Source organism: Flavobacterium gilvum (assembly GCF_001761465.1).
Taxonomy (GTDB): Bacteria; Bacteroidota; Bacteroidia; order Flavobacteriales; family Flavobacteriaceae; genus Flavobacterium; species Flavobacterium gilvum.
In genome coordinates this window covers 1,121,749-1,137,771 of the sequence record NZ_CP017479.1, presented here as the reverse complement: position 1 = coordinate 1,137,771, position 16,023 = coordinate 1,121,749, and the positions used below count along the sequence as shown (strand labels likewise).

At 34.9% G+C, this 16,023-nt stretch carries 15 protein-coding genes and 1 pseudogene; 8 read left to right on the top strand and 8 right to left on the bottom strand.

Translation table 11 applies throughout. The annotated features are described in order from the left end of the window. Nucleotides 1–26 precede the first annotated feature (26 nt). The 4 genes from EM308_RS04835 (at nt 27) to EM308_RS04820 (ending at nt 3,888) form a co-directional block, all read left to right on the top strand. A complete protein-coding gene (locus EM308_RS04835) occupies nt 27–908 on the top strand; it encodes a DMT family transporter (protein ID WP_035633419.1) in 882 nt (293 codons plus the stop codon). Nucleotides 909–989: 81 nt separating this feature from the next. Next, entirely contained in the window at nt 990–1,697 is a 708-nt protein-coding gene (locus EM308_RS04830; RefSeq protein WP_035633417.1) for an HAD family hydrolase, read from the top strand. 102 nt (nt 1,698–1,799) lie between these two features. Further along, nucleotides 1,800–2,429 carry a chloramphenicol acetyltransferase gene (locus tag EM308_RS04825; RefSeq protein ID WP_035633414.1) on the top strand — a complete coding sequence of 210 codons (630 nt, stop codon included), beginning with the start codon at nt 1,800–1,802 and terminating at the stop codon, nt 2,427–2,429. Between the two features lie 70 nt (nt 2,430–2,499). Further along, nucleotides 2,500–3,888, top strand: coding sequence for a hypothetical protein (locus EM308_RS04820; RefSeq protein ID WP_035633412.1), 1,389 nt, complete (start codon nt 2,500–2,502; stop codon nt 3,886–3,888). A gap of 151 nt (nt 3,889–4,039) precedes the next feature. Here EM308_RS04820 and EM308_RS04815 read toward each other — a convergent pair whose 3' ends face one another. Together EM308_RS04815 and EM308_RS04810 are read right to left on the bottom strand one after the other, a co-directional pair. Next, nucleotides 4,040–4,573 carry a PsbP-related protein gene (locus tag EM308_RS04815; RefSeq protein WP_197056102.1) on the bottom strand — a complete coding sequence of 178 codons (534 nt, stop codon included), beginning with the start codon at nt 4,571–4,573 and terminating at the stop codon, nt 4,040–4,042. 23 nt (nt 4,574–4,596) lie between these two features. Further along, nucleotides 4,597–5,178: an LOG family protein gene (locus EM308_RS04810; RefSeq protein WP_035633406.1), complete on the bottom strand. Its 582-nt coding sequence runs from the start codon at nt 5,176–5,178 to the stop codon at nt 4,597–4,599. 609 nt (nt 5,179–5,787) lie between these two features. Between EM308_RS04810 and EM308_RS04800 the strand changes: the two genes are divergently transcribed. Further along, nucleotides 5,788–6,183: a hypothetical protein gene (locus EM308_RS04800; RefSeq protein ID WP_035633401.1), complete on the top strand. Its 396-nt coding sequence runs from the start codon at nt 5,788–5,790 to the stop codon at nt 6,181–6,183. Nucleotides 6,184–6,280: 97 nt separating this feature from the next. On the opposite strand, the pseudogene EM308_RS04795 reads toward EM308_RS04800, so the two are convergent. From EM308_RS04795 to EM308_RS04785, 3 genes and pseudogenes are all read right to left on the bottom strand, one after another. Next, a pseudogene (locus EM308_RS04795) lies at nt 6,281–6,933 on the bottom strand (HD domain-containing protein). Nucleotides 6,934–7,087: 154 nt separating this feature from the next. Continuing rightward, entirely contained in the window at nt 7,088–8,074 is a 987-nt protein-coding gene (locus tag EM308_RS04790; RefSeq protein WP_035633396.1) for an acyl-ACP desaturase, read from the bottom strand. Nucleotides 8,075–8,087: 13 nt separating this feature from the next. After that, a complete protein-coding gene (locus EM308_RS04785; RefSeq protein WP_035633394.1) occupies nt 8,088–8,822 on the bottom strand; it encodes a lysophospholipid acyltransferase family protein in 735 nt (244 codons plus the stop codon). A gap of 245 nt (nt 8,823–9,067) precedes the next feature. Here EM308_RS04785 and EM308_RS04780 point away from each other — a divergent pair, with 245 nt between their 5' ends. The 3 genes from EM308_RS04780 (at nt 9,068) to EM308_RS04770 (ending at nt 12,007) form a co-directional block, all read left to right on the top strand. Continuing rightward, the gene (locus EM308_RS04780; protein WP_035633391.1) at nt 9,068–9,448 is read left to right on the top strand and encodes a ribonuclease P protein component; all 381 of its coding nucleotides are present in this window, start codon (nt 9,068–9,070) and stop codon (nt 9,446–9,448) included. Nucleotides 9,449–9,539: 91 nt separating this feature from the next. Then, the gene (locus EM308_RS04775; RefSeq protein ID WP_035633389.1) at nt 9,540–10,367 is read left to right on the top strand and encodes a DUF4349 domain-containing protein; all 828 of its coding nucleotides are present in this window, start codon (nt 9,540–9,542) and stop codon (nt 10,365–10,367) included. Nucleotides 10,368–10,369: 2 nt separating this feature from the next. Next, on the top strand, nt 10,370–12,007 hold the full coding sequence (locus EM308_RS04770; protein WP_035633424.1) for a S41 family peptidase: 1,638 nt from the start codon (nt 10,370–10,372) through the stop codon (nt 12,005–12,007). A gap of 199 nt (nt 12,008–12,206) precedes the next feature. Here EM308_RS04770 and EM308_RS04765 read toward each other — a convergent pair whose 3' ends face one another. From EM308_RS04765 to EM308_RS04755, 3 genes are all read right to left on the bottom strand, one after another. After that, a complete protein-coding gene (locus EM308_RS04765; protein WP_035633387.1) occupies nt 12,207–12,653 on the bottom strand; it encodes a GNAT family N-acetyltransferase in 447 nt (148 codons plus the stop codon). A 10-nt stretch (nt 12,654–12,663) separates the two neighbouring features. After that, the gene (locus tag EM308_RS04760) at nt 12,664–13,641 is read right to left on the bottom strand and encodes a DUF4837 family protein (protein ID WP_035633384.1); all 978 of its coding nucleotides are present in this window, start codon (nt 13,639–13,641) and stop codon (nt 12,664–12,666) included. An 88-nt stretch (nt 13,642–13,729) separates the two neighbouring features. Continuing rightward, nucleotides 13,730–15,778 (bottom strand): LysM peptidoglycan-binding domain-containing protein, encoded by a 2,049-nt coding sequence (locus EM308_RS04755; RefSeq protein WP_035633381.1) that lies wholly within the window; start codon nt 15,776–15,778, stop codon nt 13,730–13,732. Nucleotides 15,779–16,023 lie beyond the last annotated feature (245 nt).

Here is a 16,023-nt window from a genome sequence, read left to right as displayed (position 1 = left end):
ACACAATAAAACTTGAAACTTATTAAATGAAAATCACCAAACCAAGATTGGCCTTAATCTGCGGAATACTTTGTATCTCGATTTTTCCAATCTTGATAAAATTGCGTTTGGCACCCGGATTGATTTCGGCGTTTTACCGAATGACGTTTGCTATAATATTATTATTGCCTTACGTTCTTTTGAGCGGAAAATTCAAACTTCCAAATTTAAAATTAACACTTTTGGCAGCGCTTTGCGGAATATTATTTTCCTCAGATGTTGCCGTTTGGAACATCGCCATTCAGGATTCAAGTGCGACACAGGCTTCGTTGCTTACCAATTTATCTCCGGTTTGGGTGGGAATTGGTTCTTTTCTGTTTTTAAAATCAAAACCGGCAATCAATTTCTGGATTGGAACAATTGTAGCCTTATTTGGAATGGCCATTTTTGTAGGCTTTGAGTTTTTCATCGAAATGAATTTTAATCAGGCATTTCTATTCGCTGTTTTATCCGGAATCTTATACTCGATTTATCTTTTGGTCAGCAAAAATGTCCTTTCAGAGGTTGATGTCTTATCATTTATGACCATTAGTCTAAGTGCGTCGAGCATCTATTTGGGAATTCTTTGCTATAGCCTAAACGAACCTTTCACGGGCTTTTCGAATACTGGTTGGCTTGTATTGGTTCTTCAGGCGGTAATTTGCCAATTGTGTGCTTGGCTTTCGGTTAGTTACGCTATAAAACACATGCGGGCAACAAGAGTTTCACTTAGTTTATTGAGCCAAGCCGTAATAACTGCTGTCTTGGCTTGGTTCTTTTTGGAAGAAAAAATAACTTTACAAATGATTTTCGGAGGTATTGTTTTACTCTTCGGAATCCGAATTACTTTTTACAAAAAGACTATTACGCTTAAAAAGTTCTTTTCGTAATTGATTAAAAATAATTAACCGCAGATGCGCAGATTTATTTCCTCAAGAATATAAATCAACTATTAAACTCAAATTATAACCATGCTAAACAATAAAATTCCCAATTTAAAAGTAATTGCTTTTGACGCCGATGACACTTTATTTGTCAACGAACCTTATTTTCAGGAAACTGAAGAAAAATTTTGTGGCCTAATGCGGGATTATTTGTCGCATCAAGACATTTCCCAAGAACTCTTTAGAATTGAAATAGACAATTTGAAAATCTACGGATACGGAATCAAAGCTTATATTCTCTCGATGATTGAAGCTGCGATGAAAATTTCCAACAACACTATTTCGGTTGAAGTCATCGAAAAAATTATTGAATACGGAAAAGAATTACTCGATAAACCAATCGAATTATTAGATGGTGTTGAAGAAACTTTACAAACCTTGCACGGAAAATACAAATTGGTTGTTGCCACCAAAGGTGATTTGCTCGATCAACGCAGAAAATTACACAATTCTGGTTTGGGCAAATACTTTCACCATATTGAAGTCATGTCGGACAAACAAGAACAAGATTATGCCGACTTGTTAAAACGTTTGGAAATAAAGCCCGAAGAATTTTTCATGATTGGAAACTCACTAAAATCGGATGTATTGCCGGTTTTGGCACTTGGCGGTTACGCAGTTCATATTCCGTTTCATACGACTTGGGCACACGAAAAAATTGACCATAAAGTAGAACACAAAAATTTTGCAGCATTCGAAAAAATAACAGACATTTTACCGTTATTGGGAACATAAAACCTTCTTAAAACAGTCAAACCCTAGTTAAAATACTTTTTATTTAGTATTTTAGCTAGGTCTTTTTTTGCAACCTTCCCAACAAACACCAAAAAACATAAAATGAAAAAACTTTTAGATCTTGACAATTGGAACCGAAAAGAGCATTTTCTTTTTTTTAAGCAAATGCAGGAACCTTTTTTCGGCGCAACAGTAACAATAGATTGCACCAAAGCATACGATACCGCCAAAAGTCTGGGCACTTCTTTTTTCATTTATTATTTACATAAAACCCTAGTGGCAGTCAACGCTTTCGAAAGTTTCAAATACCGAATGGAGAATACCCATATTTTCATTTACGACCGGATTGACGGTTCGGCAACGATAAGCCGCGCTGATGGGACTTTTGCATTTTCATTGATAGAATATCATCCGGATTATGCTATTTTTGAACAAAATGCAATTGCTGAAATCGAGCGAATTCAAGGCACTACCGGTTTATTCACAAGAGAATTTAAAGACGACAACCTCATTCATTTTTCGGCGATTCCTTGGCTAAATTTTACTTCGCTGTCACACGCCCGAAATATGACTTACCCTGATAGTTGTCCAAAAATTTCATTTGGAAAAATGACCGTATCCAAAAAAGGAAAAAGAAAAATGGCAATGTCAATACATGCCCACCACGGACTTATGGACGCTATGCATGTGGGTCAAATGGTAGATTATTTTCAGGAAATTATGAATCAGTAAATTGAAAAACATAAAAACGGAACAGTTTTTGCAAATTCTTTCAAAACAACCTTATATTCAGTAAGTAACCATGAAAAAAATACTTCTTTTTTTTATTCTTATACAATGCAATTCCCTTTTGAGTCAAACGGTTTTGGCAACTGCTCCTCTGGAATTCAAAAAATCCAAAGACTACAGACAAGTCATTAATGCCGAAAACACGAGCACGCATGAAGTATTTGTATTTGCTTCAGACAAAGAAACACTTACCATTCTAAAATACAATTCGGCGCTATTCCTGACCAATCAGTTTTCACTGCCAAGACCCGACACTAACTATAAATTATTATCGGGATATAGCTTTAATGGCAATGGGAATCCAACACTTTATTGGTCTAATGCCGATTTTACCAAAATATTGGCTGTTCAATATGATTTGGACACCAAAACCAATATTGCTCAGATAAGTTACGAGCAACAATTTTTCAATCAAACTATTATTACGCAATTCCAGGCAAACGATACATTTTATATACTTACTCAAAAACACTTTGAAGAAAAATTGATGCTGTATGTTTTTAAAGATGGTAAAAAAGAAGAAAAAACTCTTGATTTTGGCTCTTTCAAATTCAAAAACAGCAAAAATCAACCGGTATCATTCAGCAAAATTCTGGAAGTTTTACCTATCGAAAAAATAGAAACCAATCAATTTAATCCATTATTCAAAGGTTCCGAAAAAACAAAACTTTACGCCCTGAAAAACCGATTGTTGCTCACGCTCGATCATGACGACAACGAAACTCAAGCATTTGATATTGATCTTGCTACTTTTGAAATTAAGGAAAAACATTTCCATAAAAGCCAAACCAAGAATTATGTAAGCTTGTCTAATTCCTATTATCATGAAGGCAAAATTTATCAGATAAAAGTCAATGCCGAAGAATTATTGTTTGAGATAAAGGACTATAATACAGGTGACTCTATCAAAAGTATCACTACGGCCAAAACATCGGCAATCCCATACAAGACTTCCCCGCTATGGCTACAATTGGAAGGGCAAAGACCAAAGGAAATAAAAAATACAGAGAAATTTTTGCATCAATTGGTTTATTTGGAAGTTGGATTAACCGTTTACAAAACACCCAAAGCCATCTTGATTACTATGGGAGGAACAGGAAATATTCAATTTACAGATGTTGCCAATACATTTTCTAGCAATGACCCTAGTGTTAGTGATTTAATGTATCATTACATCCCGACGACGGCTTATTTCGAAAGTCTTTTTGATAAAAAATTAGAAAACAACAGGCAAGATCAGGAACCGCTTGCAGTCGATTTTATTTCCCGTTTTACTCAAGAAAATCCCGATATAACCTTAGTCAACGTTATGCGTTACAATAACTACTACATTCTGGGGTATTATGACAATGATAACAAAGAATATGTCATGCGCAAATTCATTGATGGTTTTGATCGTTAATGCCACTTGGATTATAAATCGAGAACAACTTCCCCTCTTTTAAAGAGGGGTGCCCAAAGGGCGGGGTGTTTTACGACGTGTTTACTTTAAAAAAGGTGAAGTTTACCGCCCCGCCCTTCGGGCACCCCTCCAGAGGAGGGGAATTATGGTATTATTCCAATCCAAAACTGTTCATTACTTTTTCGATGGATTTTCGATGGTTTTCAAATTCATCTTTTTTTGCCGAAAAAGTCAATACATAAGCTTTATCGTTTTTCACGAAATCGTATTGCAAAAACTTCAAATCAAAACCATTCATTTTGGTCTCAAAAATTAAAATATGGTATTCCTGTCCATTTTCATTTTTTCTGACGCTCTCAATGAGTTTTCCGTTTGCTTCAATTTGTTTTTCCGAAAGAGTTATGAATTGGTTCAAATCATACTTTAAAACTCCAAGGTTCTGAATTATTAAATTGATGTTTTCCGAAAAATCATCTCCGGGGGCAGTTGGCGTAAACAAATAAAATTCGGTTCCATTCCTTCCGCTTTCATCGAGTCTAAAAGAGGAATCATATTGAATAGAATATCCCTTTCCGCTTAATTCCTTCGTGTCTTTATCCGGTTGCGAAATAGACTTTTTTTCGTTTTTTTGACATCCAACAATTGCAATCATTACAGCAATCAGTACTAAAAATTTATATTTCATTTGATTTGGTTTGTCAATCGCCATTAAATATTTTCTTTACTAATCCATTTTCCCACCGTAGGAGGAACATAATTTGTCATTTTATCCAAAAGTTCGTCTATGGAATCACTCACCAAAAGCATTTGCTGATTTGCTTCTTTCAAAAGTCCCTTATTCACCATCGTTTGTATAAAAACAATCAAAGCATCAAAATACCCGTCAATGTTTAAAAGTGCAATCGGTTTTTTATGCAGTCCGAGTTGCGCCCAAGTCAGCATTTCGAAAAGTTCGTCCATCGTTCCAAAACCGCCCGGCAGCGCAATTACGCCGTCACAAAGGTCATTCATTTTGGTTTTTCGTTCATGCATAGTATCAACCAAAATCAATTCGGTAAGTTGCTTATGCGCTATTTCTTTTGACCTCAAAAAATTTGGCAAAACCCCGATTGCTTTTCCACCATGATTCAAAACACCATCGGCAACAGCACCCATAAGTCCAACATTGGCTCCGCCATACACCAATTCAATATTTCGTTTCGCTAATATTTCACCCAGCAAAGTTGCCTGCGAAGTATAGATTTCTTCGGTTCCAGAACTAGAACCACAGAATACAGTTATTCGTTTCATTTATTTATAGCGATTAAAATGTTTTAGCCGTTGTGATTAAATTTTTTATCTTGAATTAAATAAAAAAGCAATCCTGCATTTACAAATATCGTTATTACAAACACAGAATTGACAAGCAGGTTTCCATCTTCAGGTGTTAAAAATAAAAAAAGTAGAAATGATAAACTTATCAGAACCAAAGCACAGACAAAAAACTGCACAATGATTTTGTACCTATTTTCATTTCCCAACCTATGAAAAATTGTGATTGCGGGTAAAGTCACAATACTAAACAACAATGACCAAACCCCTGCATTATCAGCGCTCGGATCAGGGAAAAACAAAGATTTTATTGTAAAAACCACAATGAATAATCCCAAAATAATTCGGTAAGCCAAAGAAAATAGTTGATATCGTTTTGTCATACATTAAAAGGTCTTATCGTGATATTGGATTGTGACTCTTAACTTAAATATGTATTACAAAAAATCACATTTCTATTAAAATCAAATATACGCATTATTCATCAATAGCCCTTTGCCTTTGAAATTGATTATCTCAAGCAAAAAGCACATTGTTTCCTTTCAAAAAGGTATTTTTGTACTTCAATAATACCAAAAAATAAAACCTATGTCTTTTCAACCTGTTTTTGATGAATTTTGGGAAAAAGTAAAAGAAAGCATCACCAATAAAACTTACGCCAAACTAACTTTGGCCAAAACCATTGGTGATACTGATTTGAAAAATATTTATGTGCGTCCGGTTTTGAATGATGGGATTTTTAGTCTTTCGGTTATAGCGCGATACAAAACAGAGGAAATTGAAAGTTTTCATTCGCTTGACGAAGCCTATATAATTCTGAGTTCCTATATGAATAATCCTTTCCTGACGGCACTTTTGTTCACCACAGATAATGACATCACTTTCAAAATCAACAAAAAACGCGCAGGAAGTATTATTGAACAAGCTCCGACTTTTAAGAGCCCTTCGGATGTGATTCTGGAAATGAAGGAAAAGGGAATGTAGAATGTCGGTTACATTGTAGAGACGTTGCAATGCAACGTCTGATTGAATGCAACGTCTAGATTGCGGTTCGTTGTGGAGACGTTGCAATGCAACGTCTCTACAATTCCCCTTCCCATTCAGCATAAAACTGTGCCAGAAATTCCTGCATGAAATGATGTCTTTGCTGTGCAATTTCTTTACCAGTTTGGGTATTCATCTTATCTTTCAGCAGCAACAACTTTTCATAAAAATGGTTGATGGTAGGCGCTTGACTGTTTTTGTACTCTTCCTTGGTCATATTCAATTTGGGGCAATATTCGGATCGTACATCGCTCGATTCTTGAATCCGCCATAATTAAACGCTCGGGCAATTCCAATGGCTCCTATGGCATCCAAACGGTCCGCATCCTGAACGATATCCAATTCGATGGACGAGAACGCCTTTTTGTTATTTCCGCCTTTAAAAGAGATGTTATTGATGATTTGGACAACATGAGAAATCGTTTCTTCAGAAGCGTTTTGACTTTCCAAAAACTCACGAGCTACTTTTGGCCCCACTGCCTCGTCACCTCCGTGAAATTTACTATCGGCGATATCGTGAAGCAAAGCACCCAACTTTACGACAGTTTCGTCACATTGTTCTCCGCTTGCAATCAATAATGCATTCTTATACACTCTTTGAATATGAAACCAATCGTGTCCTCCTTCGGCATTGGCTAATTTTTCTTTTACAAAAAGAATAGTTTTATTAATTAAATCAGGATTATTCATATGTTTTTCTTTTTATAAAAAAAGCTGATTTTTAAAGCCTAAACCTTAAAAATCAGCAATATTATTTTAATTTAAAAATTCAATTACAATAGCAAAAAATCAATTTTAATGGCAATTTCAAAAAATCTAAAATCTGAATTCTGCAATCTCAAATCTACAATCTTGCTGGTTCTACCCATTTGAATTGGAATGACTCTTGAGGAATAACCAATCGCTCTGAAATTTTTGCCATTCTGGATGGTAATTTCATCAGATAATCTCTTGCTTTTTCGGCCTCGGCTGTTAAACCTGTAACTTTATCGATTTCCCATTTATCAATTAATTTCTGCAAAATATCAACGTAATCATTGGCCGTATAAACTCCAATTCTTTGTGCAGAATCTGAAAAATGTTCAAAAGCCGAGCTGATTTTTTGTCCCGATTCTCTTAGGAAATGCGCTGGCATCACAATTTTTTGTTTCATCATGTATTGGAAAGCCAACATCATTTCGCTTGGATCCAATTTGAAAATTTCGGTCACAAAATGGCTGTAAGCGTGGTGGTGACGCATTTCGTCTCCGGCAACCATTTTACACATTTTGGACAACTTTTTATCTCCATACGATTTAGCCAATTGAGAAACTCTGTTGTGGGAAACATAAGTTGCCAATTCCTGAAAACTCGTATAAACAAAGTTTTTATACGGATCACGACCTGTTCCAATATCAAAACCATCATTGATTAAATGCTGTGTGGTCATTTCGATTTCACGCATATTCACACGTCCAGACAAGTACAAATATTTATTCAATAAATCTCCGTGACGGTTCTCCTCGCCCGTCCATTCTCGCACCCATTTTGACCATGCGTTTCTTCCTTCATTATCGACACCTTCAAGCTCCATCAACCAGTTTTCATAAGTTGGCAAAGCCTCTTCGGTAATCATATCACCAACCATGGCTACCCAAAAATCATACGGTAAATCTTTGGATATTTCTCGCAATTCTCTTACTTCTTCAAGAAAATTATCACTTTCTGAATTAGGCAAAAAGTCAGAAGGTTGCCATATCTTCTCTACAGGAATCAGATACTGCTCCATAAATCCTTCTACTTTGTTTTCCAGAAATTGCATCACTTCCAGACGAATATTTTTTATAGACATTATATATAGGTTATTAAATTTTTACTCCGTTTTTGACTGACGATTCAGTCTTTTGCATTATTTCGTTAAACTCAAAATCCTTAACTGCAAATGCATCATGAATTTCTAAGCTGATGTGGCTTCCTAAACCATAAGGAAAAGTTCCATATCGTAATAGTTTCCATGAATTATTGATACTGATGGGAACCACATAAGCCGAGGGGGTATTTTTGCATAAAATTTTCAAACCTGTTTGCGCAAATTCTTTTGGTATTCCGTTGCGACTTCTTGTTCCTTCAGGAAAAATTACCGCCGAACGTTTATGTTTTTCAATATAATCGGCTATTTTTTTGATAGTCGGTATGGCTTGTTTTGGATCCTTACGGTCAATTAATACCGAACCTCCGTGACGTAAATTAAAAGACACACTTGGTACTCCCTTTCCTAATTCTTTTTTGCTGACAAATTTGGGATGATATCTTCTCAAAAACCAAATTATCGCAATAATATCATATAAACTCTGATGGTTTGCAACAAAAATAACAGGCACACCCTTTGGTACACTTTCTGCATTTTTGCAACTAAACGTTGTTCCCAACAAAAGAACAATTTTTAGCAATATAAAATTTAAGTAATCAACACTTTTTTTATGTGCTTGATAACCAAATACGTGCAAACAAATCCATTGAATAGGATGAAATACCACTAAAGTCAAGAGTACTAATATTAGTACAATTAAAGATAGAGGGTACGAAATTAACTTTTGCATACTATTAAATTTGCCACAAAAGTAAGAAATATATTTTTAGCACTATTTATAACCCCTGCAATTAATCTTTTTAAATGTATTAACATGTAAAACAGAAAGTTACAAAAAAAATATCATTTATTAATCGAATAAAAATGAAACTTTTCGCCCGATTGAAAATCCAATTTCATTCTGAACAGCTTGTTGCATGACCACACATTAATTGTACCTTTGTTACTAATTATAACTACGTATATTTATTTAAAATGAGCTTCACCTATCCCAGAAATGAAAAACTAAAAAGTAAAATTTCCATTGGATTGTTATTTACCGAGGGCAAATCGGTTTCAAAATATCCATTGCGGTTGGTTTACAATCCAGGGACTTTTGGCGAAGGCGAAAAAATAAAAATAGGCGTTTCGGTTTCCAAAAAATATTTTAAAAAAGCAGTTGACCGAAACTATTTCAAACGCGTACTTCGGGAAACATACAGGCTCAACAAGCATTTGTTGATTGATAATCTGGATCAGCCGTATTCTTTTATGTTTTTTTACCAAAGCAAAGACCGTTTGTCTTTTGAGGAAATCAACACCAAAACCATACAGTTGTTTGAGAAATTTCTTTTACAGATAAAAAAAGAAGAATAACTGTTTGAAACATTTTCTTTCTAAAGCTATCCAACTTCAGCTTAGTTTGTTTTCGAAATTAATTTTGTATTTTTAAAAATAAATTAGCCTCATGAAATCAAAATTAATAATTACCCTTTTATTTTTCGCTGTATTAAGTTGCAAAAAAGCCGAGGCAGAATCTTCTTCAGATTTAGCAATTTCAATGGCAAAATTGCCTCCAAAAAAAGAGATTGCCGAAGTAGGCAGTAATTCGGCATTCACAAATGATGAAAAGAAAATCATAGAACAAAAAATAATTCGCAACGGTAATCTTAGATTTGAAACCGATAATTTAGAATCCACTTACGAACAAATAAAAACTGCCGTAAAAAAAGGAAAGGCCTTCATACAAAACGATAGTGAAGGGAAAGATTATTCCTCTATTTACAGAAGAATAACGGTTAGAATCCCAAGTGAAAATTTTGATTCTTTTATAAAAGACTTTTCGACCGGAGTTGCTTATTTTGACAATAAAGAAATCAGCTCACAAGATGTAACCGAAGAATATATCGACATTGATGCCCGATTAAAAACCAAAAAAAAACTAGAAAACAGGTATCTTGAACTTTTGGCAAAAGCCACCAAAATGTCTGAAATGCTAGCCATTGAAGCACAGCTTTCGGCAATTCGAGAAGAAATAGAAGCCAAAGAAGGACAATTGAGATACATGCAAAATCAAGTTTCTTTGAGCACTGTTACCATAGAATTCTATAAAACAATTGCCCAGGAAAGCGGCGTAACCATTTCCTATGGAGCCAAAGTGTGGAATGCATTCAAATCTGGGTTTTATGGTATTTCAAGCTTCTTTTTGGGATTATTAGAAATTTGGCCCTTTATTATTATAGCAATAGCGCTATTTTATTTTATAAGAAAACGATTCAAGAAAAAAAACAAATAATCATGCGTAACTTTTTCCAAAAAAAATACATAATTCCAGTTGTTGCTTCTGCCTTTTTATTTGTGGGTGTCAGTTTCAAAGACGACTATTTTGAGATTGCCAAACAGTTGGAGATTTTCACAACGCTATTCAAGGAATTGAACAAAAATTATGTCGATGAGACCACTCCAGCCGAGTTGATGAACAACGCCATCAAAGGAATGTTGGCTTCGCTTGATCCCTATACCGTTTATTTTAACGAGCAGGAAGTCATCAAATTCAAAATCAACAATACGGGCGAGTACACCGGAATTGGCGCACTAATAACCCGAAAAGACGATAAACTGATTATAAAAGAACCGTATAAAAATTTCCCCGCCGACAAAGCGGGACTCAAAGCCGGTGACGAAATTATACAGATAGGCGATACGCCTTTGGCCGATTTCAAAGACGATGCTTCGCAATTATTAAAAGGTTCCAAAAACACTAGAATCGACATCAAATACATTCGTCAAGGAAAAACCAATTCTACTGTAATTGTATTAGACGAAGTCGAAATCAAATCGGTTCCATATTTTGCCAAAATTGATGACAAAACTGGTTATATCGTGCTAGACCACTTCAACCGAAAAGCCTCTTCAGAAACCAAGGAGGCATTGGAACAACTAAAAAGAGATGGTGCCGAAAGAATCGTTTTGGATTTAAGAGGAAATCCCGGCGGATTATTGAACGAAGCAGTAAATATCTGCAATCTTTTTGTTCCAAAAAATGAGATTATTGTAACGACAAAATCCAAAATAGAAAAACACAACAACACTTATAAAACATCCAAAGACCCTATAGACACTACAATTCCTTTGGTTATTTTGGTTAACGGCCGAAGTGCTTCAGCCTCCGAAATTGTTTCGGGAGCTTTGCAGGATTTAGATCGCGCGGTTGTTTTGGGAAGCCGCAGTTTTGGAAAAGGTTTAGTACAAAGACCTGTTGAATTAACTTATGGCACCCAACTGAAAGTGACCATTTCCCGCTATTACACGCCTTCCGGCAGATGTATTCAAGCGTTGGATTATGCCCATAAAGACAAAAACGGCGTTGCCATCAGGACCGAAGCCAAGAATTACAACGCTTTTAAAACTCGAAAAGGGAGAACTGTTTATGATGGTGGCGGTATTCAGCCAGATATCGAAATGGAAGAAACCAAAACTAGTCCGATTGCGAATGCGCTGTTGAAAAACGATGGCATTTTTAATTATGCCACTTACTATTATTATAAAAATCCGAATTTGGGAACTAAAATTCCGGCAATCACCGATACGGATTATGCCGATTTCAAACAATTTCTAAAAAGCCAAAAAATCACTTTTGACACAGAAACCGAAGTCGCTCTGAAAAACACTTTGGCGACAGCCAAAAAAGAGAAATTAGATGAATCTATCGCTGTGGAATATCAGCAATTATTGACTTCGCTTCAAAAATCAGAAAACGCATTATTAGATAAAAACCAAAAGGAAATTAAAGGTTTATTGCTTGACGAAATCATAAAACGTTATCAATATCAGGAAGGGCTTTATAATTATTACATCAAAAACAACCCCGAAATAAAGAAAGCAGTAAGCATTTTGAACACGACGGCGGAGTATAACTCAATTTTGAAAATTTGATTGGAATGTAAATTAAAGCTTAATGTTTCTATATTTTGTTTGAAAAAAACCAAAATACGCAATGGCACACAGATGACACAGATTAAACGGATTCATACTGATTTTTCATTATTTTAAAGAACAAAATCTGTGATAATCCGTTTAATCTGTGTCATCTGTGTCATCTGTGTTCCATTCAGTAATCAGTGGTAAAAACAAATCATTCTCTCACCATTTCGATATGCGGAATATCGTCCTCGAGATACATTTCGCTAGATTGTACAAAACCGAGACTTTCGTAGAATTTTTTCAGATATAACTGTGCGCCAATAGTTATTTGGCTTTCGTCAAAGTGTTCCTGAATACCATCAATTGCTTTCTTCATCAATTCCTGCCCCCATTTTCGGTTTCTATAGTCAGAATCTACTACCACTCTCCCAATTGATGCGTTGTCAAAAGTAATTCCGGGTTTAAAAAGTCGGGCGTGAGCCACAATTTTTCCGTCAAAAGCCCCAAAAAGATGCAAAGCGACCTTATCCTTACCATCAGGATCAAGATAAACGCAATTTTGCTCCACTACAAAGATTCTGCTTCGCAATTGAAGTATATCATATAACTCATCTGCCGATAATGCCTCAAAAGCCTTTATTTTCCATTCTATAGCCATTGCTACTGTATTATTTTGTTTCAGTAATTTTTACCCCTTTCAAAATAGACTCCAATTCATGCATATAATCTCTTCTTTCCTGAGAGGGAATATAACAAAATCCTTCAAGGTAAATTATTCTGTTTCTCTCGGAATCCATTATGAGATAATTTAAAAAAGGACCAAACATAAAGCTGTTTTTTAATCTCCAAGTGCCTCTGGTTTCGTAAGTTAACTTGTCGTTCAGATTGGTTTTCAAAAGATAAAGCGGATAAGACATATCAACGTACATATTTGAGTCAGGAACGGTACCTTTAATATAAACAGTCCCAATAGAATCCTGAATCTTTATGACCCGACTTAACATATCGCCGCCATGACTGAAATTTTTCATAGGAAATTGGGTAACCAAGATGCTTGTACTACCGCTGGAAATTTCTTTTTTTAACCATACAAAGTTCTCATTCTTAACACTAAAAGAATATCCTTTTGGTACTTTCAAATCCAATTGAAATTGATTTTGGATTGTTTTGGAAACGACAACGGAATCTTTCAATAATTCCTGATGAGCCAAAATTTCTCCTTTTTTAATTATTTCAATAATCCCTGGTGAATGTTTATCGATTAGTTCCAAAAGTGCCGTCACTGATTTTCCGGTAATATGAAATATATTTTGCGGACTGGCATATTGGTTTTTTTGTAGCCAAAAATGATTTTCAGCTCCTTTTTTTACAACAATAATAGTTCTGCTTTTGGTTACAAAACCCTCCATAACATCTGTTGGATATTGATTGATGTCAAAAATAGGTTCTTCCTTTGGCAAACCTTCAACTGGACCGGCAAATTTATTTCTTATACTATCACCAACAATCCCGTTCCACAACTGATCATCAATAACGATTGATATAGAATTGATTTTTCCGGTTGAGTGTCTGGAAAAATTGTCCTTATTCTTAGAACAAGAAAAGAAAACTGAGACGAAGAGAAATAAAAAGAAAATTTTATTCATATCAAAAAGTCTGAATACAGTTGAACCCGAATTCTACACTGAAAAAACAGTGTAGAATTCGGGTTCAAATATACTGCAGTTTATTTAATTATCCTTTTATTTTCAATCCCATTCCAGGTTTTAAATCATCTCCGGTGATATTGTTCCATTTTTTTAAATCAGACACTGTAACCCCAGGATATTTTTTTGAAATACTAAACAAAGAATCTCCTTTTTGTACCAAATAATTAATTTCCTTTTGGGAAGCTGAAAGATTATCTTTTTTCTTGAAAGAATCAACAGATGCATTGTTGGTATTGATAGCCACTGCATTTTTGGCAACCACTAATGAATTTCCAACCGAAATACTATTGGAACTTAAATTATTCCATTGCTTTAAATCAGTCAAAGAAGCACCAAATTTTCTGGCAATAATGAAAAGGTTATCGCCTTTTTGCACTTCGTATTGAATATCTTTCAATTCAGGCGCAGGAACAACTGCCACCTCAGTTTCTGTACTTACAATCGGAGCTGAAATTTGTAGTGAATCACCCAATCTGATATTTTGTGAAGTCAAGTGATTCCATTCTTTAATTTCGGCTACAGTAGCATTGTATTTTTTTGCAATACTATTCAAATTATCACCTTTCTGAACTACATATAAATTTGGTGTATTCTCAGCAACAAGTGTATCTTCTTTTTTATCTAAAGCAGCTTTACTTTCTTTAGCTTTATTGATGGCATTCTCATTGGCAACCGCAACTTTGCTTTTATAACTACTTAATGCTGATTGTATAATATTTGTTTCCGATTCTTTTTCAGAGATTATTTTCAAAGATTTTCCGGCTGCAATCGAATTCCCTCTGATGCCGTTCCATTCCTTCAAATCGTTAAGCGCGATACCATTTCTTTTTGCAATATCCCCAAGGTTTTCACCACGTTTCACTTTATAATACCTCACTTTACCTTTAAAAGTCATGGCAATAGCTGAAGAATCTATATCAATGGATGGTTTTCTGCCCGTATTAACCTTTTCTCTTTTACCTGCTTCATAATCTACATAAGCATAAATTTTATCTTCATTCGAAGTAAAAACTGCAACTTTGCAAGAAGGCAATGTCAAGTAGTGATTTTTATCTTCATAACTCGGAATTACATTCCGCTTATAGGAAGGATTTAGCGCCTGAAGCTGCTCAACGGGAATATCCAGCAAATCTGAAATTTGAGCAAAAGACATCTCTTTTTTTACCATTACCGTATCGGTGGCAAAATGCTTCACTAAGGCTTTTTTGGGAACAATACCATGCTCTTTGTGGTATTCATAAATGTACATGGTGGCAAGGAAAGCAGGAACATATCCTTGTGTTTCTTTAGGAAGGTATTTTTTGATATTCCAAAAATTCTGCTGTCCACCCGATCGGCGAATTGCTTTGGTTACATTTCCCGGACCAGAATTATACGAGGCCAGAACCAAGTCCCAATCGTTGAAAACGGCATACATATTTGTTAGATATTGAGCTGCTGCTTCAGAAGATTTTAAAGGATCCGAACGCTCGTCAACATAAGAATCAATACTTAAATTATATTGTTTACCAGTGCCATACATAAATTGCCACAATCCGGTAGCCCCTACTCTTGAAACTGCTTTTGGATTCAGCGCCGACTCTACTACAGCTAGATACTTTATTTCCAAAGGCACATTTTGTTTCGACAATGCATCTTCAAAAAGTGGAAAATAATATTCAGCAACCGCCATTTGGTTGGCAAAAGCCTTTCGCCTGTTTTTAAGGAAGGATTTAATTAAATTTTCTAATCCTTGATTGTATTCAATATTAAAAGGAGATTTAGCATCCATCGCTGCCAATCTTTTCTTCAACAAATCGGTTGGTAATTCCTGATCAATATCCTTATCAATGTTTACAGTATTGATTTCATTATCTACATCATTATAAATATCCAAAATGCTGCTTATCTGATTCATCCACAAACTGTCGGCTTTAACAGTATGATCATAGGAAACGAAGGATTTTTTTATGGAATCTAAATAAGAAAGAGGCTTTTCTTCATTGACTATCTCTGTCTTCCCCACAGTTCCCTGCGAGAAAACAGTTAAGGAAAAAAAAAGAAAAAACGATAATGTGGTATTTTTTAATCTCATAATTATAATTTCTGACCGACCGTATCAACCATTTACAAATCAGCTGGTTACAAATAAGGAAATGCAAACTTAGGCGTATTATTCTAACTTGAATTAAAATAAATGTTAAAAATACAAAAAAAATCGACATTTAAACAAATTTTAAAAATTGTGTAAGTAAATTATATCAAACAAAACTCGAAATTGATAATTATACTTTATAAAATTTTCAAAAAATTTAAAAAAAGACAAGTTAAACAGCAACC